The following is a 20,986-nucleotide window of genomic DNA, read 5'->3' as shown; positions in this document are numbered from 1 at the left end:
GCCGCGGTGTCGGGCGCCGGCGCGGCCCCTGCCGCCCCGGCCTCGGGCGCGGATGCCGCCTCGTCGGCCGCCGCCGCGCCGGATCCCTCCAGCGCGACCCACGTGCCGGCCCAGAACGTCGTGCCGCCCTCGCCGAACGGCCTGCACTGGCCCAGCCTGCGGCTGCACTGATCCGGCCCCGGTTCGTTACAGCCGGAAACGTTTGTGACGGCGACGGATGCAACTTGCACCCCGTCGTCGGTTCAAAATGACGCACCGACTCACTCTGCAGGACATAGCCATGAAAAAACTGTTTCTGATCCCCGTCGCCGCCGCCTTCTTCTCGTTCGGCAGCGCGGCCCAAGCGCAGGTCGACCAGTCGAACCCGCAGGCGCTGATCAAGACCGCCACCGAGCAGGTGCTCAACGAAGTGCGCACGCAGTCGATCAAGCCGAACGACATCGGCCGCGTGACCGACATCGTCAATCGCGACATCCTCCCGTACGTCGATTTCCGCCGCACCACGCAGATCGTGATGGGCCGCAACTGGCGCGCCGCCACGCCCGACCAGCAGCAGCAGGTGATCGAGCAGTTCAAGATGCTGCTGATCCGCACCTACGCCGGCGCGCTGGCCCAGCTCAAGCCGGACCAGCAGATCCAGTACCCGCCGTTCCGCGCCGATCCGGGCGCCACCGACGTGGTGGTGCGCACGCTGGCGCAGACCAACGGCCAGCCGGCCCAGATCGACTATCGCCTGTACAAGTCGCCGCAAGGCTGGCGCGTGTATGACCTGAACGTGCTCGGCGCCTGGCTGATCCAGACCTACCAGCAGCAGTTCAACGAGAAGATCCAGCAAAGCGGCGTGGACGGCCTGATCAAGTTCCTGACCGAGCGCAACCAGCAACTGGCCGGCGGCAAGGCATCGTGAGCCAGTTCGCGACCGGCGCCACCCTGACCCACACGAGCGCGAAGGCCGCGCTCGACGAGGGCCTCGGCCGGATCGCCGCCGGCGCGAACGCGGTCGACTGCGCGGCGCTCGCGCAGTTCGACTCGGCCGCGCTGGCGGTGCTGCTCGCCTGGCAGCGCGCCGCCCAGGCGCGCGGCGCGCGGCTCGACATCCTCAACCTGCCGGACAAGCTCGCCAGCCTGGCGCGCGCCTACGGCATCGACACCCTCCTCGCCGAGCGACATTGACGCTCGCCTGAGAATCGCACCCGGGCCGGCCCGCGCCGACCCGCGCCTGCGATGCCCCCTCCCGATGCGGGTTTGCCGCCTCGGACCGCCCCGCCGGTTTGCCCTATAATCAACCGTTTTGCGGGGCGTCCAATCGGCCCCCATTTTCCCCATTCGTTTCCAACGACCAGAATCCGGCGTCCCGGCGCTCAGGTGCCGCGCTCAGTCATGTCAGCCATAGAAATCCGCAACGTCAAGAAGCGCTATGCCTCGCTTCAGGCGCTCAAGGGCGTCAGCCTGTCCGTCGAGGAGGGCGAGTTCTTCGGCCTGCTCGGGCCGAACGGCGCCGGCAAGACCACGCTCATCAGCATCCTCGCCGGGCTCGCCCGCGCCGACGAAGGCAGTATCTCGGTGCGCGGCCACGACGTGGTGAACGACTTCCGCGGCGCGCGGCGCGCGCTCGGGGTGGTGCCGCAGGAGCTGGTGTTCGATCCGTTCTTCTCGGTGCGCGAGACGCTGCGCATCCAGTCCGGCTATTTCGGCCTGCGCCGCAACGACGACTGGATCGACGAGGTGATGGCCAACCTCGACCTGACCGAGAAGGCAGACGCCAACATGCGCGCGCTGTCGGGCGGCATGAAGCGCCGCGTGCTGGTCGCGCAGGCGCTGGTGCACCGCCCGCCGGTGATCGTGCTCGACGAGCCGACCGCGGGCGTGGACGTCGAACTGCGCCAGACGCTCTGGAAGTTCATCTCGCGCCTGAACCGCGAAGGCCACACCATCGTGCTGACCACCCACTATCTCGAGGAAGCCGAGTCGCTCTGCGATCGCATCGCGATGCTGCGACGCGGCGAGGTGGTGGCGCTCGATCGCACCGACGCGCTGCTGCGCCGCTTCGCCGGGCTGCAGCTCTACCTGCGCCTGTCGCAGGGCGAGCTGCCCGCCGAGCTGCGCACGCTGGCCAGCGAGCCGGCGCCGACCGGCGCGCGCGAGCACCTGCTGCGCCTCACCAACTACGACGAGGTGGAGCGCATCCTGTCGGCCTGCCGCGCGGCGGGCTGTGCATTCGAGGAGATCGAGGTGCGCAAGGCCGACCTCGAGGACGTGTTCGTCCAGGTGATGAACGGGGCAGACGTGATCGAGGGTCTGGCATGAGCGGTTTTCGCACGCTGTTCTACAAGGAACTCCTGCGGTTCTGGAAGGTGTCGTTCCAGACCGTGCTCGCGCCGGTGGTGACCGCGCTGCTGTACCTGACGATCTTCGGCCACGCGCTGTCGGGCCGCGTCAACGTGTATCCCGGCGTGGAATACGTGAGCTTCCTGGTGCCGGGCCTGGTGATGATGAGCGTGCTGCAGAACGCCTTCGCCAACAGCTCCTCCTCGCTGATCCAGTCGAAGATCACCGGCAACCTGGTGTTCATGCTGCTGCCGCCGCTGTCCTACGCCGAGATCTTCTCGGCCTACGTGCTGGCCGCCGTGGTGCGCGGGCTGGCGGTCGGGCTGGGGGTGTTCGTGGTGACCATCTGGTTCATCCCGGTCGGTTTCGCCGCGCCGCTGTTCATCCTGCTGTTCGCGCTGTTCGGCTCGGCCATCCTCGGCACGCTCGGCCTGATCGCCGGGATCCTGGCCGAGAAGTTCGACCAGCTCGCCGCCTTCCAGAACTTCCTGATCATGCCGCTGACCTTCCTGTCCGGCGTGTTCTATTCGACCCACTCGCTGCCGCCCGTGTGGCGCGAGGTGTCGCGCCTGAATCCCTTTTTCTACATGATCGACGGGTTCCGCTACGGCTTCTTCGGTGTCTCCGACATCGATCCGCTGCGGAGCCTCGCTATCGTCGCCGGTTTCTTCGTGCTGCTCGCGCTGGTCGCGATGCGGCTCCTGGCCACCGGCTACAAGCTGCGTCACTGATATCGACTGGAGCCTTTTTCATGTTGCCGACTCCCGAGCAGGTCAAGCAATACATCGCGGGCGGTCTCGCCTGCACGCATCTGGAAGTCGAAGGCGACGGCCAGCATTTCTTCGCGACCATCGTGTCGGCCGAATTCGAGGGCAAGCGGCCGATCCAGCGCCATCAGCTGGTCTACGCGGCGCTCGGCGACCGCATGAAGCAAGAAATCCACGCTCTCAGCATGAAGACGCTGACGCCCGCCGAATGGCAGAACGCATAAAGAACGGACGAACTTCGTGCAAGTTTCAGTAAAAGAACGCGACGCGGTCCAGAGCGTCGCGACGAGCCCGGCTATCGACCCGGCCGCCGGCCGGGTTTCGCACGGGCAGGGGGAGCGGCTGGTATTGACGGGCGGGCGCCGCCTGGCCGGCGAGATCCAGGTGTCGGGCGCGAAGAACGCGGCCCTGCCGATCCTCTGCGCCAGCCTCCTGAGCGCCGAGCCGCTGCGGCTCGACAACGTGCCCGACCTGCAGGACGTGCGCACCATGCTGGCCCTGCTGGGCGGGATGGGCGTGACGAGCGAGGTGGACGGCGCGCGCGTGGTGCTCGACGCGGCGAACGTGGGCGAGCCGGTCGCGCCCTACGAGCTGGTCAAGACCATGCGCGCCTCGATCCTGGTGCTGGGCCCGCTGGTGGCGCGCTTCGGCTATGCGAAGGTGTCGTTGCCGGGCGGCTGCGCGATCGGCGCGCGTCCGGTCGACCAGCACATCAAGGGCCTGCAGGCGATGGGCGCCGAGATCAGCATCGAGCACGGCTACATCGAGGCCCGCGCCACGCGCCTGAAGGGCGCGCGCATCGTCACCGACATGATCACCGTGACGGGCACCGAGAACCTGCTGATGGCCGCGGTGCTGGCCGAGGGCGAAACCATCCTCGAGAACGCCGCGCGCGAGCCCGAGGTGACGGACCTGGCCAACCTGCTGGTGAAGATGGGCGCGCGGATCGACGGGATCGGCACCGACCGGCTGGTGATCCAGGGCGTCGAGCGCCTGCACGGCGCGAGCCACGCGGTGGTGCCCGACCGCATCGAGGCCGGCACCTTCCTGTGCGCGGTGGCGGCCGCCGGCGGCGACGTCACGCTGCGCGGCATGCGTGCCAACCTGCTCGACGCGGTGCTCGGCAAGCTGCGCGAGACTGGCGCCGTGCTCGAGGAGCAGGCCGACACGCTGCGTGTGCGGATGGACCGGCGGCCCGCCGCGGTGGCGATCCGCACCTCGGAATACCCGGCCTTCCCGACCGACATGCAGGCGCAGTTCATGACCCTGAACGCGGTGGCCGAGGGCAGCGCGCACGTGGTCGAGACCATCTTCGAGAACCGCTTCATGCACGTGCAGGAGCTCAACCGGCTCGGCGCGGACATCGTGGTGGACGGCAATACCGCGCTGGTCACCGGCGTGGCGCGGCTGTCGGGCGCCGCGGTGATGGCCACCGACCTGCGCGCCTCGGCCAGCCTCGTGATCGCGGGCCTGTGCGCCGACGGCGAGACCGTCATCGACCGTATTTACCATCTCGATCGCGGCTATGATCGGATGGAAGCCAAGCTGAACGCCGTAGGCGCCGACGTGCGCCGTCTCACCGGGAGTCCCGCATGACCGCACCCCTGACCCTCGCGCTCTCGAAAGGGCGTATCTTCGAGGAAACCGTGCCGCTGCTGGCGGCCGCGGGCATCCAGGTCGCCGAGGATCCGGAATCGTCGCGCAAGCTGATCCTGCCGACCAACGACCCGAACGTGCGCGTGATCATCGTGCGCGCCACCGACGTGCCCACCTATGTCGAATACGGCGCGGCCGATTTCGGCGTGGCCGGCAAGGACGTGCTGATCGAGCACGGCGGCGGCGGGCTCTACCAGCCGATCGACCTGGGCATCGCGCGCTGCCGGATGTCGGTGGCGGTGCAGGACGGCTTCGACTATGCCAACGCGGTGCGCCAGGGCGCGCGGCTGCGGGTGGCCACCAAGTACGTGGCCACCGCGCGCGAGCACTTCGCCGCCAAGGGCGTGCACGTCGACCTGATCAAGCTGTACGGCTCGATGGAGCTGGCGCCGCTGGTCGGCCTGGCCGACGCGATCGTCGACCTGGTCAGCTCGGGCAATACGCTCAAGGCGAACCATCTGGTCGAGGTGGAGGAGATCATGCCGATCTCCTCGCGCCTCGTCGTGAACCAGGCCGCGCTGAAGTTGAAGCGCGCCGCGCTCAAGCCGATCCTCGACGCGTTCGAACGCGCGTCGAAGCAGGGCGGGGCCTGACCGCCCCGAGGCCCCCGGCGCATCACCGGAACGGAAGCATCATGTCTATCAAGATTCGCAAACTCGATTCCAGCCGCGAAGGGTTCGCGGCCGACCTGCGTGCGGTGCTCGCGTTCGAGGCGAGCGAGGACGACGCGATCGAGCGCTCGGTCGCGGCCATCCTGGCCGACGTGAAGGCGCGCGGCGACGCGGCCGTGCTCGACTACACGAACCGCTTCGACCGCCTGCAGGCCGCCAGCGTGGCCGCGCTGGAGCTGCGCCAGGACGCGCTGGAAGCCGCCCTGGAAGGGCTCGAGCCCAAGCGCCGCGCGGCGCTGGAGGCGGCCGCCGCGCGCGTGCGCGGCTACCACGAGAAGCAGAAGCTCGAGTGCGGCAGCCATAGCTGGCAGTACACCGAATCGGATGGCACGGTGCTGGGCCAGAAGGTCACGCCGCTCGACCGAGTCGGCCTCTACGTGCCGGGCGGCAAGGCCGCCTATCCATCCTCGGTGCTGATGAACGCGATTCCGGCGCGGGTCGCCGGGGTCGGCGAGATCGTGATGGTGGTGCCCACCCCCGACGGCGTGAGCAACGAGCTGGTGCTGGCCGCGGCCTACCTGGGCGGCGTCGATCGCGTGTTCACCATCGGCGGCGCGCAGGCGGTGGCCGCGCTCGCCTACGGCACCGAAACCGTGCCGGCGGTCGACAAGATCTGCGGCCCGGGCAATGCCTATGTGGCCTCGGCCAAGCGCCGCGTGTTCGGCACGGTCGGCATCGACATGATCGCCGGGCCCTCCGAGATCCTGGTGATCTGCGACGGCACCACCGATCCGCACTGGGTGGCGATGGACCTGTTCTCGCAGGCCGAGCACGACGAGCTCGCGCAATCGATCCTGCTGTGCCCCGACGCGGCCTTCATCGAGCGCGTCGAGAAGGCGATCGGCGAGCTGCTGCCGAGCATGCCGCGCGAGGCCGTGATCCGCGCCTCGCTGGAAGGGCGCGGCGCGCTGGTCAAGGTGCGCGACATGGCCGAGGCCTGCCGGATCGCCAACGACATCGCGCCCGAGCACCTGGAGATCTCCGCGCTCGAGCCGCAGCAATGGGGCAAGCAGATCCGCCACGCCGGCGCGATCTTCCTCGGCCGCTACACCAGCGAGAGCCTGGGCGACTACTGCGCGGGCCCGAACCACGTGCTGCCGACCTCGCGCACCGCGCGCTTCTCCTCGCCGCTGGGCGTCTACGATTTCATCAAGCGCTCCAGCCTGATCGAGGTCAGCGCCGAGGGCGCGCAGACGCTCGGCGAGATCGCCTCCGAGCTGGCCTACGGCGAAGGCCTGCAGGCGCATGCGCGCAGCGCCGAATACCGGATGCGCCACCACGGCAACCACTGACGACGGCCGCGCCGGCCTGGCCGGCGCGGTCGCGGCGTACCAGGCGGCGGCTCGCACCGAAGCTGGCGCCACCCCACGCGACGAGACCCGCAGCACCCCACAGGCGGCCCGCCTCGACCGGCCGCGGCAAGGAACGGCGCCAAGCACGCCGTGCACACCATGACGACGCCTCAAGACATCATCCGTCCCGACGTGCTCGCGATGACGGGTTACCCGGTGCCGGACGCGACCGGCTTCGTGAAGCTCGACGCGATGGAGAACCCGTATCCGCTGCCCGCGCCGCTGGCCGCCGGGCTCGGCGAACGGCTCGCGCAGGTCGCGCTGAACCGCTATCCGCCGCCGCGCCCGCTCGCGCTGATCGACAAGCTGCGCGCGGCGATGGGGATTCCGGCCGAGCTCGATGTGATGCTCGGCAACGGTTCGGACGAGTTGATCAGCATCCTCTGCATCGCCTGCGCCAAGCCCGGCGCGAGCGTGCTGATGCCGGTGCCGGGTTTCGTGATGGTCGAGCAGTACGCGCGCTTCGCCGGGCTCGACTTCGTCGGCGTGCCGCTGCGCGAGGATATGTCCCTCGATATCGAGGCGATGCTCGCGGCGATCGCCGAGCACCGTCCGGCGCTGATCCACCTGGCCTACCCGAACAATCCCACCGGCACGCTCTATGGCGACGAGGACGTCGCCCGCATCATCGCGGCGGCCGGCACCAGCCTGGTGGTGATCGACGAGGCCTACCAGCCCTTCGCCGAGCGCAGCTGGCTCGCGCGCGTGCCCGAATTCGACAACGTGGTGGTGATGCGCACGGTCTCGAAGATGGGCCTGGCCGGCGTGCGGCTCGGCTACCTGGCCGGCGCGCCGGCCTGGCTGGCCGAATTCGACAAGGTGCGCCCGCCCTACAACGTCAACGTACTGACCCAGGCGGCGGTCGACTACCTGCTCGACCACCTCGACGTGCTCGACGCGCAGGCCGCCGAGCTGCGCGCCGAGCGCGGGCGGCTGGCGCAGGCGCTGGCCGCGCTGCCGGGCGCCGCGGTGTTCCCGAGCGCCGGCAATTTCCTGCTGGTGCGCGTGCCCGACGCCGGCGCGCTGTTCGAGTCGTTATTGACCGAGCGGGTATTGATCAAAAACGTGAGTAAAATGCACCCATTGCTCGCGAATTGCGTGCGTTTGACCGTCGGTTCTCCTGACGAGAACGACCTGCTGCTCGCCGCGCTGCGGCGGGTGCTGCACTGAACCGGGCCGGCGCGCCCGGCATCGTTCGGTTGGCGCCGGCACCATCTCGCCCCCTTTACCTCAGCCATTTCAAGGAATCACCATGCGTGTGGCGGAAGTCGTTCGCAATACCAGCGAAACGCAGATCCGTGTGAAGATCAATCTCGACGGCACGGGCCAGCAGAAGCTGGCCACCGGCGTGCCGTTCCTCGACCATATGCTCGACCAGATCGCGCGCCATGGTCTCATCGATCTCGACATCGAAGCGCATGGCGATACCCATATCGACGACCACCACACGGTGGAGGATGTCGGCATCACGCTCGGCCAGGCGGTCGCGAAGGCGATCGGCGAGCGCAAGGGGATCCGCCGCTACGGCCATTCCTACGTGCCGCTCGACGAGGCGCTGTCGCGCGTGGTGATCGACTTCTCGGGTCGTCCCGGCCTGGAATTCCACGTGCCGTTCACGCGCGCGCGGATCGGCACCTTCGACGTGGACCTGTCGATCGAGTTCTTCCGCGGCTTCGTGAACCATGCCGGCGTCACGCTGCACATCGACAATCTGCGCGGCATCAACGCGCATCATCAGCTCGAGACCGTGTTCAAGGCCTTCGGCCGCGCGCTGCGCATGGCGGTCGAGCTCGACGAGCGCGCCGCCGGCCAGATCCCGTCGACCAAGGGCAGCCTCTGATCGAATGCGCGCCCGGCGAGCCGCCAGACGGCCTCGCCGGGCTTTCGATTCGCCCGTTCGCCATGCGGCCCGTCCATGGACCTGCTCAAATCGTTCATCTCGCTGCTCGCGCTGATCAACCCGCTCGGCGCGGTGCCGTTCTTCCTGAGCCTGACGGCCTCGCAGGGCGACGAGGAGCGGCGCCGCACGGTGCGCATCGCGGCGGTCTCGGTGTTCTTCGTGATCGTCGTGACGACCCTGCTGGGCCAGCAGATCATCCGCTTCTTCGGGATCTCGGTGGGCTCGCTGGAGGTGGGCGGCGGCATCATCATGCTGCTGATGGCGATCAACATGCTGAACGCGCAGATGGGCAACGCGCGCTCCACCCCCGAGGAGCGCGACGAGGCCGAGTCGAAGAACAGCGTGGCGGTGGTGCCGCTCGCGATCCCGCTCCTGACCGGCCCCGGCTCGATCAGCACGGTGATCGTCTACTCGGCCAATGCCGCGCACTGGTACGACCGGCTGGGCCTGATCGCGATCGGCGCGGTGATCGCGGGCCTCTGTTTCGTCGCGATGCGGCTGGCCGAGCCGATCGCGCACTGGATCGGCCGCACCGGCATTAATATTGCGACGCGGCTGATGGGATTGATGTTGTCGGCGCTGGCGGTGGAGTTCATCGTCGACGGACTGAAGGCGTTACTGCCTGCACTGAAATGAAAACTTCGATTGCGATTGTGGATTATGGAATGGGCAACCTGCGTTCGGTGGCCCAGGCGCTGAGGAAGGCGGGGCCGGAAGCCGAGGTGGCGATCGTCGATCGCCCCGAGCAGATCCGCGCGGCCGACCGCGTGGTGCTGCCGGGCCAGGGCGCGATGCCCGACTGCATGCGCTGCCTGGGCGAATCGGGGCTGCAGGAGGCGGTGATCGAGGCCTCGCGCAGCAAGCCGCTGCTGGGCGTGTGCGTGGGCGAGCAGATGCTGTTCGACTGGAGCGCCGAGGGCGACACGCCGGGCCTGAGCCTGCTGCCGGGCAAGGTGCTGCGCTTCGACCTGGAAGGCCGGCTGCAGGACGACGGCTCGCGCTACAAGGTGCCCCAGATGGGCTGGAACCGCGTGCGCCAGACCCTGGCCCACCCGTTGTGGGACGGCGTGCCCGACGAGGCCTTCTTCTACTTCGTGCACAGCTACTACGTGGAGCCCGCCGATCGTGCCCACGCGGCCGGCGAAACCCCTTACGGCGAGCCCTTCGTGTCGGCGGTGGCGCGCGACAATATCTTCGCGACCCAATTTCACCCGGAGAAAAGCGCCGAGGTCGGGCTGCGGCTGTACCGCAATTTCGTGCACTGGCAGCCCTGAGCGTCGCGCGGCCGCCACGCCGGATGGGCCCAGAATGCCCGTGCTGCGGGGCTCGCGCGTCAAAACCCTGAAAGACTTGTACTAAACTAGCAAACGGCGCGGTGCCGGTTCGGCCGGCAATGGCGCGTCCCCCCTCCTTTTTCCAGACGACTTCCGATAGCTATGCTGCTGATTCCGGCCATCGATCTTAAAGACGGTCAATGTGTGCGCCTCAAACAGGGCGATATGGACCAGGCGACGATTTTCTCCGAGGACCCGGCGGCGATGGCCCGCAAATGGGTCGATCTCGGCGCGCGGCGCCTCCATCTGGTCGACCTGAACGGCGCGTTCGCGGGCAAGCCGAAGAACCTCGAGGCGATCGAGGCGATCCTCGCCGAGGTCGGCGACGAGATCCCGGTGCAACTGGGCGGCGGCATCCGCAGCCTGGAGACCATCGAGAAGTACCTCGACGCGGGCCTGTCCTACGTGATCATCGGCACCGCCGCCGTGAAGGACCCGGGCTTCCTGCAGGATGCCTGCACCGCCTTCGCCGGCAGCATCATCGTCGGCCTCGACGCGAAGGACGGCAAGGTCGCCACCGACGGCTGGAGCAAGCTGACCGGCCACGAGGTGATCGACCTGGCCCGCAAGTTCGAGGACTACGGCGTCGAATCGATCGTCTATACCGACATCGGCCGCGACGGCATGCTCCAGGGCATCAACATCGAGGCGACCGTCAAGCTCGCGCAGGCGGTCGGCATTCCGGTGATCGCCAGCGGCGGCCTGTCGAACCTCAACGACATCGAGCAGCTCTGCGAGGTGGAAGGCGAGGGGGTCGAGGGCGTGATCTGCGGCCGCGCGATCTACTCCGGCGATCTCGACTTTTCGGTCGCGCAACGGCGCGCCGACGAACTGAACGGCGAACTCGACGACGCCTGATCCGCTCGCGGCGGATCACCGCCCGCGTCTTCGCCCGAGCCGCCCGCCGACGCGGGCGGCCTTACCTGCGGCACTTGTGCAAGATCATGGCTCTAGCTAAACGCATCATCCCCTGTCTCGACGTGACCGCCGGGCGCGTCGTGAAGGGCGTCAATTTCGTCGAACTGCGCGACGCGGGCGACCCCGTCGAAATCGCGCGGCGCTACGACGACCAGGGCGCCGACGAACTCACCTTCCTCGACATCACCGCCACCTCCGACCAGCGCGACCTGATCCTGCCGATCATCGAGGCGGTCGCCTCGCAGGTCTTCATCCCGCTGACGGTGGGCGGCGGCGTGCGCGCCGTCGAGGACGTGCGGCGCCTGCTCAACGCCGGCGCCGACAAGGTCAGCATGAACTCCTCGGCGGTCGCCAATCCGCAACTGGTGGCCGACGCGGCCGGCAAGTACGGCTCGCAGTGCATCGTGGTGGCGATCGACGCCAAGCGCGTGTCGGGCGAGGGCGAGGCGCCGCGCTGGGAAGTCTTCACCCACGGCGGGCGCAAGGGCACCGGGCTCGACGCGATCGAGTGGGCCCGCAAGATGGCCGAGCTCGGCGCGGGCGAGATCCTGCTGACCAGCATGGATCGCGACGGCACCAAGTCCGGCTTCGACCTGGCGCTCACGCGCGGCGTGTCCGACGCGGTGCCGGTGCCGGTGATCGCCTCGGGCGGCGTCGGCTCGCTGCAGCACCTGGCCGACGGCATCGTCGACGGCCGCGCCGACGCGGTGCTGGCCGCCAGCATCTTCCACTACGGCGAACACACGGTCGGCGAGGCGAAGCGCTTCATGGCCGGTCGCGGCATTCCGGTGAGGCTCTGATGACCACGCAAAGCACCCAGGCGGCGCCGCAGCCGGTCTGGCTCGACAAGGTCCGCTGGGACGATGACGGCCTGGTGCCGGTGATCGCGCAGGAGCTCGGCAGCAACGACGTGCTGATGTTCGCCTGGATGAATCGCGAGGCCCTGAGCAAGACTGTCGAAACCGGCCGGGCCGTTTATTATTCGCGTTCGCGTCGGCGCCTGTGGTTCAAGGGCGAGGAATCGGGGCATGTGCAGCATGTGCACGAGGTCCGGCTCGATTGCGACGAGGACGTCGTGCTGCTCAAGATCGAGCAGGTATCGGGCATCGCCTGCCATACCGGCCGGCATTCCTGCTTTTTCCAGAAATTCGAGGGCACCGTGGAAGGCGGCGACTGGGTCGCGGTCGAGCCGGTGCTGAAAGATCCCGAGCACATCTACAAATGACGCAGACCACCCACGACACCCTGCTGCGCCTGGCGGCCGTGATCGACAGCCGCAAGGGCGGCGATCCCGAGCAGTCCTACGTGTCGCGCCTGTTCCACAAGGGCGACGACGCGGTGCTCAAGAAGATCGGCGAGGAAGCCACCGAGGTGGTGCTGGCCGCCAAGGACGTGCGCCAGGGCGGCGCGCCCACGGCGCTGGTCGGCGAAGTGGCCGATCTCTGGTTCCATTGCCTGGTGATGCTGTCGCATTACGATCTGAGCCCGGCCGACGTGCTGGCCGAGCTCGAACGCCGCGAGGGCCTGTCGGGCCTCGAGGAGAAGGCGCTGCGCAAGCGCCGCGAGCGCGAGGAAGGCGAGGGTTGAGCGCGCTCGCGCCCTGTGTCGGTCATGTCATCAAACGGAGGTAGCATCATGGACGAACCTTCGATCCAGCCCGGTGGCGCAGCGGTTCCGGCCAATTATCCGGGCGGCGGCCTGTCGAGCGAACGCGAGCAGTCGCTGCGCACGCTCACCCACGTGTTGTACGGTTTGTACGCGATCCACTGGCTGACGGGCGGCATCACCGGGCTGATCGCGATCATCATCAACTACGTGAAGCGCCCGGACGTGGTCGGTACTCGCTACCAGGCGCATTTCGAGTGGCAGATCCGCACCTTCTGGCGCGCGTTGATCCTCTACCTGATCGGCTTCGCGCTGATCTTCGTGGTGGTCGGATTTTTCATCCTGGGCGTGGTCTGGGTCTGGACGCTGTACCGTATCATCAAGGGCTGGCTGTACCTGAACGACAACAAGCCGCTCGATCCGCAGGCATGGTTCTGAGGGCGGGCGGCGCGCCGGGAGCAAGATGAGTCACGATCCGAACTGCCTGTTCTGCAGGATCGCCTCGGGCGAGATCCCGAGCAGCAAGGTGCACGAGGACGAGGAGTTCGTCGCGTTCCGCGACATCAACCCGGCGGCCGAGACGCACGTGCTGGTGATCCCGCGCCGGCACCTGCCGACGCTGTCCTCGGCGGGCGCGGAAGACGCGCCGCTGCTTGGTAGAATGCTGGTCCTCGTCGCGCGCCTGGCCGAACAGCTCGGTTGCGCCTACACGGGTGGCGAAACGGGTTTCCGGACCGTGCTGAACACGGGCCCGGGCGGCGGGCAGGAGGTCTACCACCTGCATGCGCACCTGCTTGCCGGGCCGCGCCCGTGGAAGCGGATGGGTTGAACGGGGCGGGCGGCATGCGTCACATGCCGCCGTGCCGCGCAAGGGAAACGTAACGGATGCCGGCGCCGCCGGCAGTTAGCGCCGCCGCGGCGGCGAGGTTGAGGAGAGTGGCATCATGGGCGGATTGAGTATTTGGCACTGGCTGATCGTTTTGGTGATCGTCGTGATGGTGTTCGGCACCAAGAAGCTGCGCAATCTCGGCAGCGACCTCGGCGGTGCGGTCAAGGGTTTCAAGGACGGCATGAAGCAGGAAGACGAAACGCCGGCCGACGCGCAGCAGCAACTGCCGCGCACGGGCACGGTGAACATCGACGCGAAGGAAGCGACGCGTTCCTCCGATTCGAACAAGGCGTGATCGCCTCGCGCTGACAGGACGCCGCGATGCTCGATCTCGGTCTTTCCAAGATGGCGCTGATCGGCGTCGTCGCGCTGGTGGTGCTCGGTCCCGAGCGCCTGCCGCGCGTGGCCCGCACCGCCGGCGCGCTGTTCGGGCGCGCCCAGCGCTATATCAACGACGTGAAGGCGGAGGTGTCGCGCGAGATCGAACTCGACGCGCTGCGCACCATGAAGACCGACTTCGAGAGCGCGGCGCGCAATGTCGAGACCACCATCCACGACAATCTGCGCCAGCACGAAACCGAGCTCAACGATGCCTGGAGTTCGGCCGTCTCGGGTGAGTCGGGCGCCTCGGCGGGGCCCGTGTCGGTCGGGGCGGGCTCGTCCTACGATCCCTACGACAGCTCCACCCACGCCTGGCAGGGCAGCCCGATCAGCGCCACCTTCACGCCCAAGCGCCGCAACTGGCGCATCAAGCAGAGCGCCACGCCCACCTGGTACAAGCGCGCCACCACGCGCCGCACGCACGTGCAGTCGGGGGCCGCGCGCGTGGCGCGCCACCAGCCGGCCAGCCTGCGCCGGCCCACGCGTTTCTTCTGACCGCGCACGATGATCGCGCGCGCCCATCACATCCATCGAGGGCCGGTGTGAGCGACCCCCAGCACAACCCGGAAGAAGCCCGGGAAGAAACCTTCATCTCCCATCTCGTCGAACTGCGTACCCGCCTGGTGCGGGCCGGCGCGGCCGTGCTCGTGGTGTTCGTCGGGCTGGTGTACTGGGCGCCCGACATCTTCCGGCTGCTGGCGCGGCCGCTGATGCAGAACCTGCCCAAGGACGGCAAGATGATCGTCACCGACGTGACCGGGTCGTTCTTCGTGCCGATGAAGGTCACGATGCTGGTAGCGCTGGTGATCGCGCTGCCCGTCGTGCTCTACCAGATCTGGGCCTTCGTGGCCCCGGGCCTCTACCAGCACGAGAAGCGGCTGGTGATGCCGCTGGTGAGCAGCAGCTACTTCCTGTTCCTGTGCGGCATGGCCTTCGCCTACTTCCTGGTGTTCCCGACCATCTTTCGCGTGATGGCGCACTACAACGCCCCGCTCGGCGCCGAGATGTCCACCGACATCAACAACTACGTGAGCTTCGTGCTGGGGATGTTCCTCGCCTTCGGGGTCACCTTCGAGGTGCCGGTGGTGGTGGTGGTGCTGGTGCGCATGGGCGTGCTGCCGCTCAAGAAGCTCAAGGAGATCCGGCCCTACGTGATCGTCGGCGCCTTCGTGGTGTCGGCCGTGGTCACGCCCCCCGACGTGTTCTCGCAGTTGATGCTGGCCCTGCCGCTGGTGGTGCTCTACGAGATCGGCCTGCTGGCGGCGCGGATCTTCGTCGGCAACAAGCCGGCCGCCGACGAGGAATCGCAGGCAGCGGGCTGAGCTGGCGAGGTTTTCGCCGCGGCCCGTTCAGGGCAATGAAAAAAGGACAGCCGAAGGCTGTCCTTTTTGCTTGGTGCGGGCCGCTCCGACGAGGAGGCTGCCGGCTCGCTCGCCCATTGCCGGGTCCGCCTTGGCGACCGCGGGTGCCGGGCGCCCCGCTTACTCCGCGTCGTCGTTGTTCTGGTCGTCGAGCGCCTGCTTGGGCGGCGGCGGGCGCTTGCCGATCACCACCGTCACCGTGAACGTGCGCGTCTTGCGCACCACCTCGACCTGGGTCGGCGTGCCCGGCTTGATCTGCGCGACCACGTTGAGCAGGCGCGTGGTGTCGGTGATCGGCTCGTTGTTGACCGTGGTCAGGATATCGCCGGGCTTGATGCCGGCCTTGTCCGCCGGGCCGCCCTGCAGCACACCGGCAACGATCGCGCCGCTCTTCTGCTGCAGCCCGAAGGAGTCGGCGATCTCGGGCGTGAGGTCCTGCGGCTCGACGCCGATCCAGCCGCGTGTGACGGCGCCGGTGGTGATGATGCTCTCCAGCACGGTGCGCGCGGTCGACACGGGGATCGCGAAGCCGATCCCGAGCGAGCCGCCCGAGCGCGAGTAGATCGCCGTGTTGATGCCGAGCAGGTTGCCGCTCACGTCGACCAGGGCGCCGCCCGAGTTGCCGGGATTGATCGGCGCGTCGGTCTGGATGAAGTTCTCGAAGGTGTTGATGCCGAGGTGGTTGCGGCCGAGCGCGCTGATGATGCCCATCGTGACGGTCTGGCCGACCCCGAACGGGTTGCCGATCGCCAGCACCACGTCGCCGACGCGCGCCTGGTCCGAACGGCCCAGGGTGATGGTCGGCAGGTTGGTCATGTTGATCTTGAGTACGGCCAGGTCGGTTTCGGGATCGTTGCCGATCACCTTGGCCGTCGAGGTGCGGCCGTCGGCCAGCGCGACCTCGATCTGGTCGGCGCCGTCCACCACGTGCTGGTTCGTTAGAATGTAACCTTCCGGGCTCACGATGACGCCCGAACCGAGATTCGAGGCGGGCTCCTCCTGCTGCCGGCGCGGATTGCGGTCACCGAAGAAGTAGCGGAACAGCGGGTCCTTGGCGCGCGGATCGGGCGGCAGCGAGCCGTCCTTGCTCGAGAACACGTTGACCACGGCCGGCATGGCCTTCTGCGCGGCATCCGCATACGAGGCCTGCGCGGGCGCGCCGCCAACGCCGGGCGCCACCTCGCGCAGCGCGACGATCGGCGCCGCCAGCTGCTTGCCGAGTTGCCCCTGTCGCTGTAGCCACTGCGGCTTGAGGGTCGCGACGATGAACATCAGCGCGAGCAGTACCGTCACAGCCTGTGCGAAGAACAGCCAGAAGCGTCTAAGCATTTGAAGATATTAGGGGAATATATGGACCGGATCGAACTCGAATTGTACTTGAACAATACCCTCGAGATTGCGCGCTTCAAGGACTACTGCCCGAACGGGCTGCAGGTCGAGGGCCGCCGCCGCATCGAGCGCATCGCCACCGGCGTGACCGCCTCGCTGGCCTTTCTCGAGCGCGCGGTCGAATGGGGGGCCGACGCGGTGCTGGTCCACCACGGCTATTTCTGGCGCAACGAGGCGCCGCAGGTGACGGGCCGCAAGTACCAGCGCCTGAAGCTGCTGCTGGCCAAGGAGCTGAACCTGTTCGCCTTCCACCTGCCGCTCGATGCCCATCCCGATTTCGGCAACAACGCGCAGCTCGGCGCTCGGCTCGGCCTGATGGCCGACAGCTATTTCGGCGAGCACGGCCTGGGCTGGATGGCGACCCTGCCGATGGCGGTCTCGCTCGAGCACTTCACGGCCAAGGTGGAGAACACGCTGGGGCGCACGCCGCTGGTGCTCGGCGACGCGGACCAGCTACTGCGTCGCGTGGCCTGGTGCACGGGCGGCGCGCAGAGCTATTTCGACGCCGCCATCGAGGCCGGCGCCGACGTGTTCCTGACCGGCGAAGCCTCCGAATTCGTCACGCATGCAGCGGCCGAGAGCGGGGTGGCCTTCGTTGCGGCGGGGCACCATGCCACCGAGCGCTACGGCATCCAGGCGCTGGGCCACCATTTGTCAGAGCATTTCGGCCTGGAGCACACCTTCATCGACATCCCCAACCCGGTCTGAAAGCGGCGGAAATGCGGCGGCGCACCCACGAAACAGTATGAAGCGTTTGCTTAACAACTGAGTTGGAAACATCGATCGGCGATGGGGGAAAACCCTTGTCGATCAATGACTTCTGGTCGATTTCGAGATTCAGGCCTTGAAAATCGGACCCCCGTTCGCGCACACTAGCGGCGGTATGCGAAGTCGTGACGGTGAATCCAACTCAGAAGTGGGGCGTGAGATGCGAGATAAAGAAGAGAAACGCGTCGACAGCGGCCGCCGTACCTGGCTGATTGCGACATCCGTAGCAAGCGGTGTCGGTGGTGTCGCCACGGTCATACCGTTCGCGGCGTCGCTCGCGCCGTCGACCAAGGCGAAGGCGGCCGGCGCGCCGGTGCAGGTCGACATCAGCGAGCTCAAGCCCGGCGAGCTCGTCACCGTGGCCTGGCGCGGCAAGCCGGTCTGGATCCTGAACCGCACCGACGCGATGCTCGCCGACGTGAAGAAGGCCGACCCGGAACTGGCCGATCCCAAGACCAGGAACCCGTATTCGATGCCCTTGCCGGCGTACTGCGACAACGAGTACCGCTCGCGCACCGACCACAAGAACATCCTCGTCGTGCTGGCCGTGTGCACGCACCTGGGCTGCACGCCCACCTCGCGCTTCACGCCCGGCCCGCAGCCGAACCTGCCCGACGACTGGCCGGGCGGTTTCCTCTGTCCCTGCCACGGGTCGACCTACGACCTTGCCGGTCGCGTCTTCAAGAACAAGCCGGCGCCACAGAATCTCGATATTCCGCCTTACATGTTCACCTCGGCCACCACGGTGGTGATCGGCAAGGACGAGAAAGGAGAAGCGTGATGGCGACCGATAACAAGAATGTCTCCACGACGGGCTTCATCGGCTGGATCGACGAGCGCTTCCCGCTCACGGCCTCGATCAAGAAGCACGTGACCGAGTACTACGCGCCGAAGAACTTCAACTTCTGGTACTTCTTCGGCTCGCTGGCGCTGCTGGTGCTGGTCAACCAGATCGTCACCGGCATCTTCCTCACCATGAACTACAAGCCCGACTCGACGCTGGCCTTCGCGTCGGTCGAGTACATCATGCGCGAGGTGCCCTGGGGCTGGCTGATCCGCTACATGCATTCCACCGGCGCCTCGATGTTCTTCGTGGTGGTCTACCTGCACATGTTCCGCGGCTTGCTCTACGGCTCGTATCGCAAGCCGCGCGAACTGGTGTGGATCTTCGGCTGCGCGATCTTCCTGTGCCTGATGGCCGAGGCCTTCTTCGGCTACCTGCTGCCCTGGGGCCAGATGTCGTTCTGGGGCGCGCAGGTGATCGTGAACCTGTTCTCGGCGATCCCCTTCGTCGGCCCCGACCTCTCGCTCTGGATCCGCGGCGACTACGTGGTGTCCGACGTGACGCTGAACCGCTTCTTCGCCTTCCACGTGATCGCGATCCCGCTGGTGCTGGTGGGGTTGGTGGTGGCGCACCTGGTGGCGCTGCACGAGGTGGGCTCGAACAACCCGGACGGCATCGAGATCAAGGAGAAGAAGGACGAGAACGGCATCCCGCTCGACGGCATCCCGTTCCACCCCTATTACTCGGTGCACGATTTCCTCGGCGTCTGCGTGTTCCTGATGATCTTCGCGCTGATCGTGTTCTTCGCGCCGGAAATGGGCGGCTACTTCCTGGAGGCCAACAACTTCATTCCGGCCAACCCGCTGCAGACGCCGCCCGAGATCGCGCCGGTCTGGTACTTCACGGCCTTCTACGCGATGCTGCGCGCCACCACCGACCCGTTCAAGATCGTGCTGATGGTGGTGATCGTGCTGCTCGGCATCGTCGCGCTGCTGCGCGCGCGCGGCAAATGGCGGATCGGGCTGCCGGTGCTGGCCGCCGCGCTGGTGGTCTTCATGGCGCTGACCGAATCGAAGTTCTGGGGCGTGGTGGTGATGGGCTCGGCGGTCGTCTCGCTGTTCTTCCTGCCCTGGCTGGACCGCAGCCCGGTCAAGTCGATCCGTTACCGGCCGACCTTCCACAAGGTGTTCCTCGGGATTTTCGTCCTCGCCTTCTTCACGCTCGCCTTCCTCGGCACGCAGTCGCCGTCGCCGGCCAAGACGCTGATCGCGCAGTTCTGCGCGCTGATCTACTTCGCGTTCTTCCTGGGCATGCCGTTCTGGACCCGATTGGGCACGTTCAAGCGTCCGCCCGAGCGCGTCAATTTCCGGCCCCATTAATGCGAGCGAGGAGAACACGATGATGAGGACGCTGCTGAAGACGTTCCTGCTGATCGGGGCCGCATCGCTGGCGTTGGCGACGGGCCCGGCGCGTGCCGACGAAGCTAATTTTCCGCTCGACCGGGCGCCCGATAACGCGGAAAATCTCGTTGCCCTGCAGCATGGCGCGCAATTGTTTGTAAACTATTGCCTGAATTGCCATAGCGCCAACCTGATGCGCTACAACCGTCTGACGGATCTGGGGATTTCCCAGAAGGAGATCGAGGCGAATCTCCTGTTCGCGACGGACAAGGTCGGCAATACGATGAGCGTCGCGATGCGGCCGGACGACGCGAAGAGCTGGTTCGGCGTGACGCCGCCCGATCTCTCGGTCGAGGCGCGGGCTCGCGGGCGCGACTGGCTCTACACGTACCTGCGCAGCTTCTACCGCGACGACACGCGGCCGACCGGCTGGAACAACGCGGTGTTCGAGAACGTCAGCATGCCGCATGTGCTCTGGCAACTGCAGGGGCAGCGCACCGCGAAATACGAGGATGTCGAGGATCTGGAAACGGGCGAGAAGGTACACAAGCTCGTCGGATTCCAGACTGTCACGCCCGGTACGCTATCGTCGGTGGATTATGATGCGGCCGTGGCCGACCTCGTCGCGTACCTGGGCTGGATGGCCGAGCCCGAGCAGCAGACCCGCAAGCGCGTCGGCGTCTGGGTGCTGATGTTCCTCGGCATCCTGAGCTTTTTCGCGTGGCGGCTGAATGCCGCGTATTGGAAAGATATCAAGTAAACACGCCAAGACCGGCGTGGGGCCGGCGCAAGGAGAGACCTGCTGGCAGGTTTGTCCGCGCGTCGGCCCTCGGCTTTTTTGAGGAAACGCAAATTATGATGGTTCTGTATTCCGGCACGACGTGTCCTTTCTCCCAGCGCTGCCGGCTGGTGCTGTTCGAAAAGGGCATGGACTTCGAGATTCGCGATGTGGACTTGTTCAACAAGCCCGAAGACATCGCCGTGATGAATCCCTATGGTCAGGTGCCGATCCTCGTCGAACGTGATCTGATCCTGTACGAGTCGAACATCATCAACGAGTACATCGACGAGCGCTTCCCGCATCCGCAGCTGATGCCGGCCGACCCGGTGCAGCGTGCGCGCGCGCGCCTGTTCCTGCTGAACTTCGAGAAGGAGCTGTTCGTCCACGTCAGCACGCTCGAGAACGAGAAGGGCAAGGCCGCCGAGAAGAACCACGAGAAGGCACGCCTGGCGATCCGCGATCGCCTGACCCAGCTCGCGCCGATCTTCGTCAAGAACAAGTACATGCTCGGCGAGGAGTTCTCGATGCTCGACGTCGCGATCGCGCCGCTGCTGTGGCGCCTGGATCACTACGGCATCGAGTTGTCGAAGAACGCGGCACCGCTGATGAAGTACGCCGAGCGTATCTTCAGCCGCCCGGCGTATATCGAGGCGCTGACGCCTTCGGAAAAGGTGATGCGTCGTTAACGGCCCTGCGGCCATC

Annotated in this window: 27 protein-coding genes and 1 pseudogene; 27 read left to right on the top strand and 1 reads right to left on the bottom strand. The window is 67.1% G+C overall.

The annotated features are described in order from the left end of the window. The 22 genes and pseudogenes from F3J10_RS36290 to tatC form a co-directional block, all read left to right on the top strand. A pseudogene (locus F3J10_RS36290) lies at nucleotides 1-171 on the top strand (VacJ family lipoprotein); the annotation flags it as partial. Between the two features lie 109 nt (nucleotides 172-280). Further along, the gene (locus tag F3J10_RS16180; RefSeq protein WP_025101318.1) at nucleotides 281-907 is read left to right on the top strand and encodes an ABC transporter substrate-binding protein; all 627 of its coding nucleotides are present in this window, start codon (nucleotides 281-283) and stop codon (nucleotides 905-907) included. Continuing rightward, a complete protein-coding gene (locus F3J10_RS16175) occupies nucleotides 904-1,173 on the top strand; it encodes an STAS domain-containing protein (RefSeq protein WP_167242469.1) in 270 nt (89 codons plus the stop codon). Before F3J10_RS16180 ends, F3J10_RS16175 begins: the two co-directional genes overlap by 4 nt. Nucleotides 1,174-1,380: 207 nt before the next feature. Then, entirely contained in the window at nucleotides 1,381-2,307 is a 927-nt protein-coding gene (locus tag F3J10_RS16170) for an ABC transporter ATP-binding protein (RefSeq protein WP_025101320.1), read from the top strand. Further along, entirely contained in the window at nucleotides 2,304-3,059 is a 756-nt protein-coding gene (locus F3J10_RS16165) for an ABC transporter permease (RefSeq protein ID WP_013696427.1), read from the top strand. The genes F3J10_RS16170 and F3J10_RS16165 overlap by 4 nt, the downstream gene beginning before the upstream one ends. A 20-nt stretch (nucleotides 3,060-3,079) precedes the next feature. Continuing rightward, complete coding sequence (locus F3J10_RS16160) at nucleotides 3,080-3,319, top strand: BolA family protein (protein WP_013696428.1); 240 nt, start codon at nucleotides 3,080-3,082, stop codon at nucleotides 3,317-3,319. 16 nt (nucleotides 3,320-3,335) lie between these two features. Next, a complete protein-coding gene (murA, locus tag F3J10_RS16155) occupies nucleotides 3,336-4,691 on the top strand; it encodes a UDP-N-acetylglucosamine 1-carboxyvinyltransferase (RefSeq protein ID WP_167242468.1) in 1,356 nt (451 codons plus the stop codon). Next, nucleotides 4,688-5,344 (top strand): ATP phosphoribosyltransferase, encoded by a 657-nt coding sequence (gene hisG / locus F3J10_RS16150; protein WP_017918341.1) that lies wholly within the window; start codon nucleotides 4,688-4,690, stop codon nucleotides 5,342-5,344. The genes murA and hisG overlap by 4 nt, the downstream gene beginning before the upstream one ends. 41 nt (nucleotides 5,345-5,385) lie before the next feature. After that, nucleotides 5,386-6,714 (top strand): histidinol dehydrogenase, encoded by a 1,329-nt coding sequence (hisD, locus tag F3J10_RS16145; protein WP_166913112.1) that lies wholly within the window; start codon nucleotides 5,386-5,388, stop codon nucleotides 6,712-6,714. A gap of 159 nt (nucleotides 6,715-6,873) precedes the next feature. Next, nucleotides 6,874-7,944 carry a histidinol-phosphate transaminase gene (hisC, locus tag F3J10_RS16140; protein WP_167230249.1) on the top strand — a complete coding sequence of 357 codons (1,071 nt, stop codon included), beginning with the start codon at nucleotides 6,874-6,876 and terminating at the stop codon, nucleotides 7,942-7,944. 82 nt (nucleotides 7,945-8,026) lie between these two features. Continuing rightward, nucleotides 8,027-8,614, top strand: a complete 588-nt coding sequence (gene hisB, locus F3J10_RS16135; protein WP_017918339.1) for an imidazoleglycerol-phosphate dehydratase HisB — start codon at nucleotides 8,027-8,029, stop codon at nucleotides 8,612-8,614. Nucleotides 8,615-8,689: 75 nt separating this feature from the next. Next, nucleotides 8,690-9,310 (top strand): MarC family protein, encoded by a 621-nt coding sequence (locus F3J10_RS16130; protein ID WP_013696434.1) that lies wholly within the window; start codon nucleotides 8,690-8,692, stop codon nucleotides 9,308-9,310. Further along, nucleotides 9,307-9,948, top strand: a complete 642-nt coding sequence (hisH, locus tag F3J10_RS16125; RefSeq protein ID WP_167242467.1) for an imidazole glycerol phosphate synthase subunit HisH — start codon at nucleotides 9,307-9,309, stop codon at nucleotides 9,946-9,948. The genes F3J10_RS16130 and hisH overlap by 4 nt, the downstream gene beginning before the upstream one ends. A 162-nt stretch (nucleotides 9,949-10,110) precedes the next feature. Further along, a complete protein-coding gene (gene hisA, locus F3J10_RS16120; RefSeq protein WP_025101325.1) occupies nucleotides 10,111-10,866 on the top strand; it encodes a 1-(5-phosphoribosyl)-5-[(5-phosphoribosylamino)methylideneamino]imidazole-4-carboxamide isomerase in 756 nt (251 codons plus the stop codon). An 86-nt stretch (nucleotides 10,867-10,952) separates the two neighbouring features. Next, nucleotides 10,953-11,726, top strand: a complete 774-nt coding sequence (hisF, locus tag F3J10_RS16115) for an imidazole glycerol phosphate synthase subunit HisF (RefSeq protein ID WP_013696437.1) — start codon at nucleotides 10,953-10,955, stop codon at nucleotides 11,724-11,726. Continuing rightward, nucleotides 11,726-12,151 carry a phosphoribosyl-AMP cyclohydrolase gene (gene hisI, locus F3J10_RS16110; RefSeq protein WP_167242466.1) on the top strand — a complete coding sequence of 142 codons (426 nt, stop codon included), beginning with the start codon at nucleotides 11,726-11,728 and terminating at the stop codon, nucleotides 12,149-12,151. The genes hisF and hisI overlap by 1 nt, the downstream gene beginning before the upstream one ends. Continuing rightward, on the top strand, nucleotides 12,148-12,513 hold the full coding sequence (locus F3J10_RS16105) for a phosphoribosyl-ATP diphosphatase (protein WP_025101327.1): 366 nt from the start codon (nucleotides 12,148-12,150) through the stop codon (nucleotides 12,511-12,513). Before hisI ends, F3J10_RS16105 begins: the two co-directional genes overlap by 4 nt. A 48-nt stretch (nucleotides 12,514-12,561) precedes the next feature. Further along, nucleotides 12,562-12,969, top strand: a complete 408-nt coding sequence (locus F3J10_RS16100; protein ID WP_013696440.1) for a membrane protein — start codon at nucleotides 12,562-12,564, stop codon at nucleotides 12,967-12,969. Nucleotides 12,970-12,994: 25 nt separating this feature from the next. Next, on the top strand, nucleotides 12,995-13,360 hold the full coding sequence (locus F3J10_RS16095; RefSeq protein WP_013696441.1) for a histidine triad nucleotide-binding protein: 366 nt from the start codon (nucleotides 12,995-12,997) through the stop codon (nucleotides 13,358-13,360). Nucleotides 13,361-13,475: 115 nt separating this feature from the next. Further along, nucleotides 13,476-13,715, top strand: coding sequence for a Sec-independent protein translocase subunit TatA (gene tatA / locus F3J10_RS16090; protein WP_167242465.1), 240 nt, complete (start codon nucleotides 13,476-13,478; stop codon nucleotides 13,713-13,715). A 26-nt stretch (nucleotides 13,716-13,741) separates the two neighbouring features. Beyond that, the gene (gene tatB, locus F3J10_RS16085) at nucleotides 13,742-14,296 is read left to right on the top strand and encodes a Sec-independent protein translocase protein TatB (RefSeq protein ID WP_013696443.1); all 555 of its coding nucleotides are present in this window, start codon (nucleotides 13,742-13,744) and stop codon (nucleotides 14,294-14,296) included. A 47-nt stretch (nucleotides 14,297-14,343) separates the two neighbouring features. Continuing rightward, the gene (gene tatC / locus F3J10_RS16080; RefSeq protein ID WP_166913110.1) at nucleotides 14,344-15,123 is read left to right on the top strand and encodes a twin-arginine translocase subunit TatC; all 780 of its coding nucleotides are present in this window, start codon (nucleotides 14,344-14,346) and stop codon (nucleotides 15,121-15,123) included. 159 nt (nucleotides 15,124-15,282) lie between these two features. Here the strand turns inward: tatC and F3J10_RS16075 are convergent, their stop codons facing one another. Continuing rightward, entirely contained in the window at nucleotides 15,283-16,491 is a 1,209-nt protein-coding gene (locus F3J10_RS16075) for a Do family serine endopeptidase (protein ID WP_013696445.1), read from the bottom strand. A gap of 21 nt (nucleotides 16,492-16,512) precedes the next feature. Here F3J10_RS16075 and F3J10_RS16070 point away from each other — a divergent pair, with 21 nt between their 5' ends. The 5 genes from F3J10_RS16070 (at nucleotide 16,513) to F3J10_RS16050 (ending at nucleotide 20,970) form a co-directional block, all read left to right on the top strand. Beyond that, nucleotides 16,513-17,259, top strand: a complete 747-nt coding sequence (locus tag F3J10_RS16070) for a Nif3-like dinuclear metal center hexameric protein (protein ID WP_167242464.1) — start codon at nucleotides 16,513-16,515, stop codon at nucleotides 17,257-17,259. 220 nt (nucleotides 17,260-17,479) lie between these two features. Continuing rightward, nucleotides 17,480-18,100: a ubiquinol-cytochrome c reductase iron-sulfur subunit gene (gene petA, locus F3J10_RS16065; protein WP_025101331.1), complete on the top strand. Its 621-nt coding sequence runs from the start codon at nucleotides 17,480-17,482 to the stop codon at nucleotides 18,098-18,100. Then, nucleotides 18,100-19,482: a cytochrome bc complex cytochrome b subunit gene (locus F3J10_RS16060; RefSeq protein WP_013696448.1), complete on the top strand. Its 1,383-nt coding sequence runs from the start codon at nucleotides 18,100-18,102 to the stop codon at nucleotides 19,480-19,482. The genes petA and F3J10_RS16060 overlap by 1 nt, the downstream gene beginning before the upstream one ends. Nucleotides 19,483-19,504: 22 nt before the next feature. Continuing rightward, nucleotides 19,505-20,263 carry a cytochrome c1 gene (locus tag F3J10_RS16055; RefSeq protein ID WP_025101332.1) on the top strand — a complete coding sequence of 253 codons (759 nt, stop codon included), beginning with the start codon at nucleotides 19,505-19,507 and terminating at the stop codon, nucleotides 20,261-20,263. A 95-nt stretch (nucleotides 20,264-20,358) separates the two neighbouring features. Further along, nucleotides 20,359-20,970: a glutathione S-transferase N-terminal domain-containing protein gene (locus F3J10_RS16050; RefSeq protein ID WP_012734444.1), complete on the top strand. Its 612-nt coding sequence runs from the start codon at nucleotides 20,359-20,361 to the stop codon at nucleotides 20,968-20,970. Nucleotides 20,971-20,986: the final 16 nt, after the last annotated feature.

Source organism: Burkholderia sp. Cy-637 (genome assembly GCF_011753175.1).
Taxonomy (GTDB): domain Bacteria; phylum Pseudomonadota; class Gammaproteobacteria; order Burkholderiales; family Burkholderiaceae; genus Burkholderia; species Burkholderia gladioli.
The sequence above is the reverse complement of the archived record's forward strand: the minus strand, read 5'-3'. Positions and strand labels throughout refer to the sequence as shown.

Coding starts and splice junctions, on each gene's coding strand:
- F3J10_RS16180 (WP_025101318.1), top strand. CDS start 281: ATGAAAAAACTGTTTCTGATCCCCGTCGCCGCCGCCTTCTTCTCGTTC.
- F3J10_RS16170 (WP_025101320.1), top strand. CDS start 1,381: ATGTCAGCCATAGAAATCCGCAACGTCAAGAAGCGCTATGCCTCGCTT.
- F3J10_RS16165 (WP_013696427.1), top strand. CDS start 2,304: ATGAGCGGTTTTCGCACGCTGTTCTACAAGGAACTCCTGCGGTTCTGG.
- F3J10_RS16160 (WP_013696428.1), top strand. CDS start 3,080: ATGTTGCCGACTCCCGAGCAGGTCAAGCAATACATCGCGGGCGGTCTC.
- hisG (WP_017918341.1), top strand. CDS start 4,688: ATGACCGCACCCCTGACCCTCGCGCTCTCGAAAGGGCGTATCTTCGAG.
- hisD (WP_166913112.1), top strand. CDS start 5,386: ATGTCTATCAAGATTCGCAAACTCGATTCCAGCCGCGAAGGGTTCGCG.
- hisC (WP_167230249.1), top strand. CDS start 6,874: ATGACGACGCCTCAAGACATCATCCGTCCCGACGTGCTCGCGATGACG.
- hisB (WP_017918339.1), top strand. CDS start 8,027: ATGCGTGTGGCGGAAGTCGTTCGCAATACCAGCGAAACGCAGATCCGT.
- F3J10_RS16130 (WP_013696434.1), top strand. CDS start 8,690: ATGGACCTGCTCAAATCGTTCATCTCGCTGCTCGCGCTGATCAACCCG.
- hisH (WP_167242467.1), top strand. CDS start 9,307: ATGAAAACTTCGATTGCGATTGTGGATTATGGAATGGGCAACCTGCGT.
- hisA (WP_025101325.1), top strand. CDS start 10,111: ATGCTGCTGATTCCGGCCATCGATCTTAAAGACGGTCAATGTGTGCGC.
- hisF (WP_013696437.1), top strand. CDS start 10,953: ATGGCTCTAGCTAAACGCATCATCCCCTGTCTCGACGTGACCGCCGGG.
- hisI (WP_167242466.1), top strand. CDS start 11,726: ATGACCACGCAAAGCACCCAGGCGGCGCCGCAGCCGGTCTGGCTCGAC.
- F3J10_RS16105 (WP_025101327.1), top strand. CDS start 12,148: ATGACGCAGACCACCCACGACACCCTGCTGCGCCTGGCGGCCGTGATC.
- F3J10_RS16100 (WP_013696440.1), top strand. CDS start 12,562: ATGGACGAACCTTCGATCCAGCCCGGTGGCGCAGCGGTTCCGGCCAAT.
- F3J10_RS16095 (WP_013696441.1), top strand. CDS start 12,995: ATGAGTCACGATCCGAACTGCCTGTTCTGCAGGATCGCCTCGGGCGAG.
- tatA (WP_167242465.1), top strand. CDS start 13,476: ATGGGCGGATTGAGTATTTGGCACTGGCTGATCGTTTTGGTGATCGTC.
- tatB (WP_013696443.1), top strand. CDS start 13,742: ATGCTCGATCTCGGTCTTTCCAAGATGGCGCTGATCGGCGTCGTCGCG.
- F3J10_RS16075 (WP_013696445.1), bottom strand. CDS start 16,491: ATGCTTAGACGCTTCTGGCTGTTCTTCGCACAGGCTGTGACGGTACTG.
- F3J10_RS16070 (WP_167242464.1), top strand. CDS start 16,513: ATGGACCGGATCGAACTCGAATTGTACTTGAACAATACCCTCGAGATT.
- petA (WP_025101331.1), top strand. CDS start 17,480: ATGCGAGATAAAGAAGAGAAACGCGTCGACAGCGGCCGCCGTACCTGG.
- F3J10_RS16060 (WP_013696448.1), top strand. CDS start 18,100: ATGGCGACCGATAACAAGAATGTCTCCACGACGGGCTTCATCGGCTGG.
- F3J10_RS16055 (WP_025101332.1), top strand. CDS start 19,505: ATGAGGACGCTGCTGAAGACGTTCCTGCTGATCGGGGCCGCATCGCTG.
- F3J10_RS16050 (WP_012734444.1), top strand. CDS start 20,359: ATGATGGTTCTGTATTCCGGCACGACGTGTCCTTTCTCCCAGCGCTGC.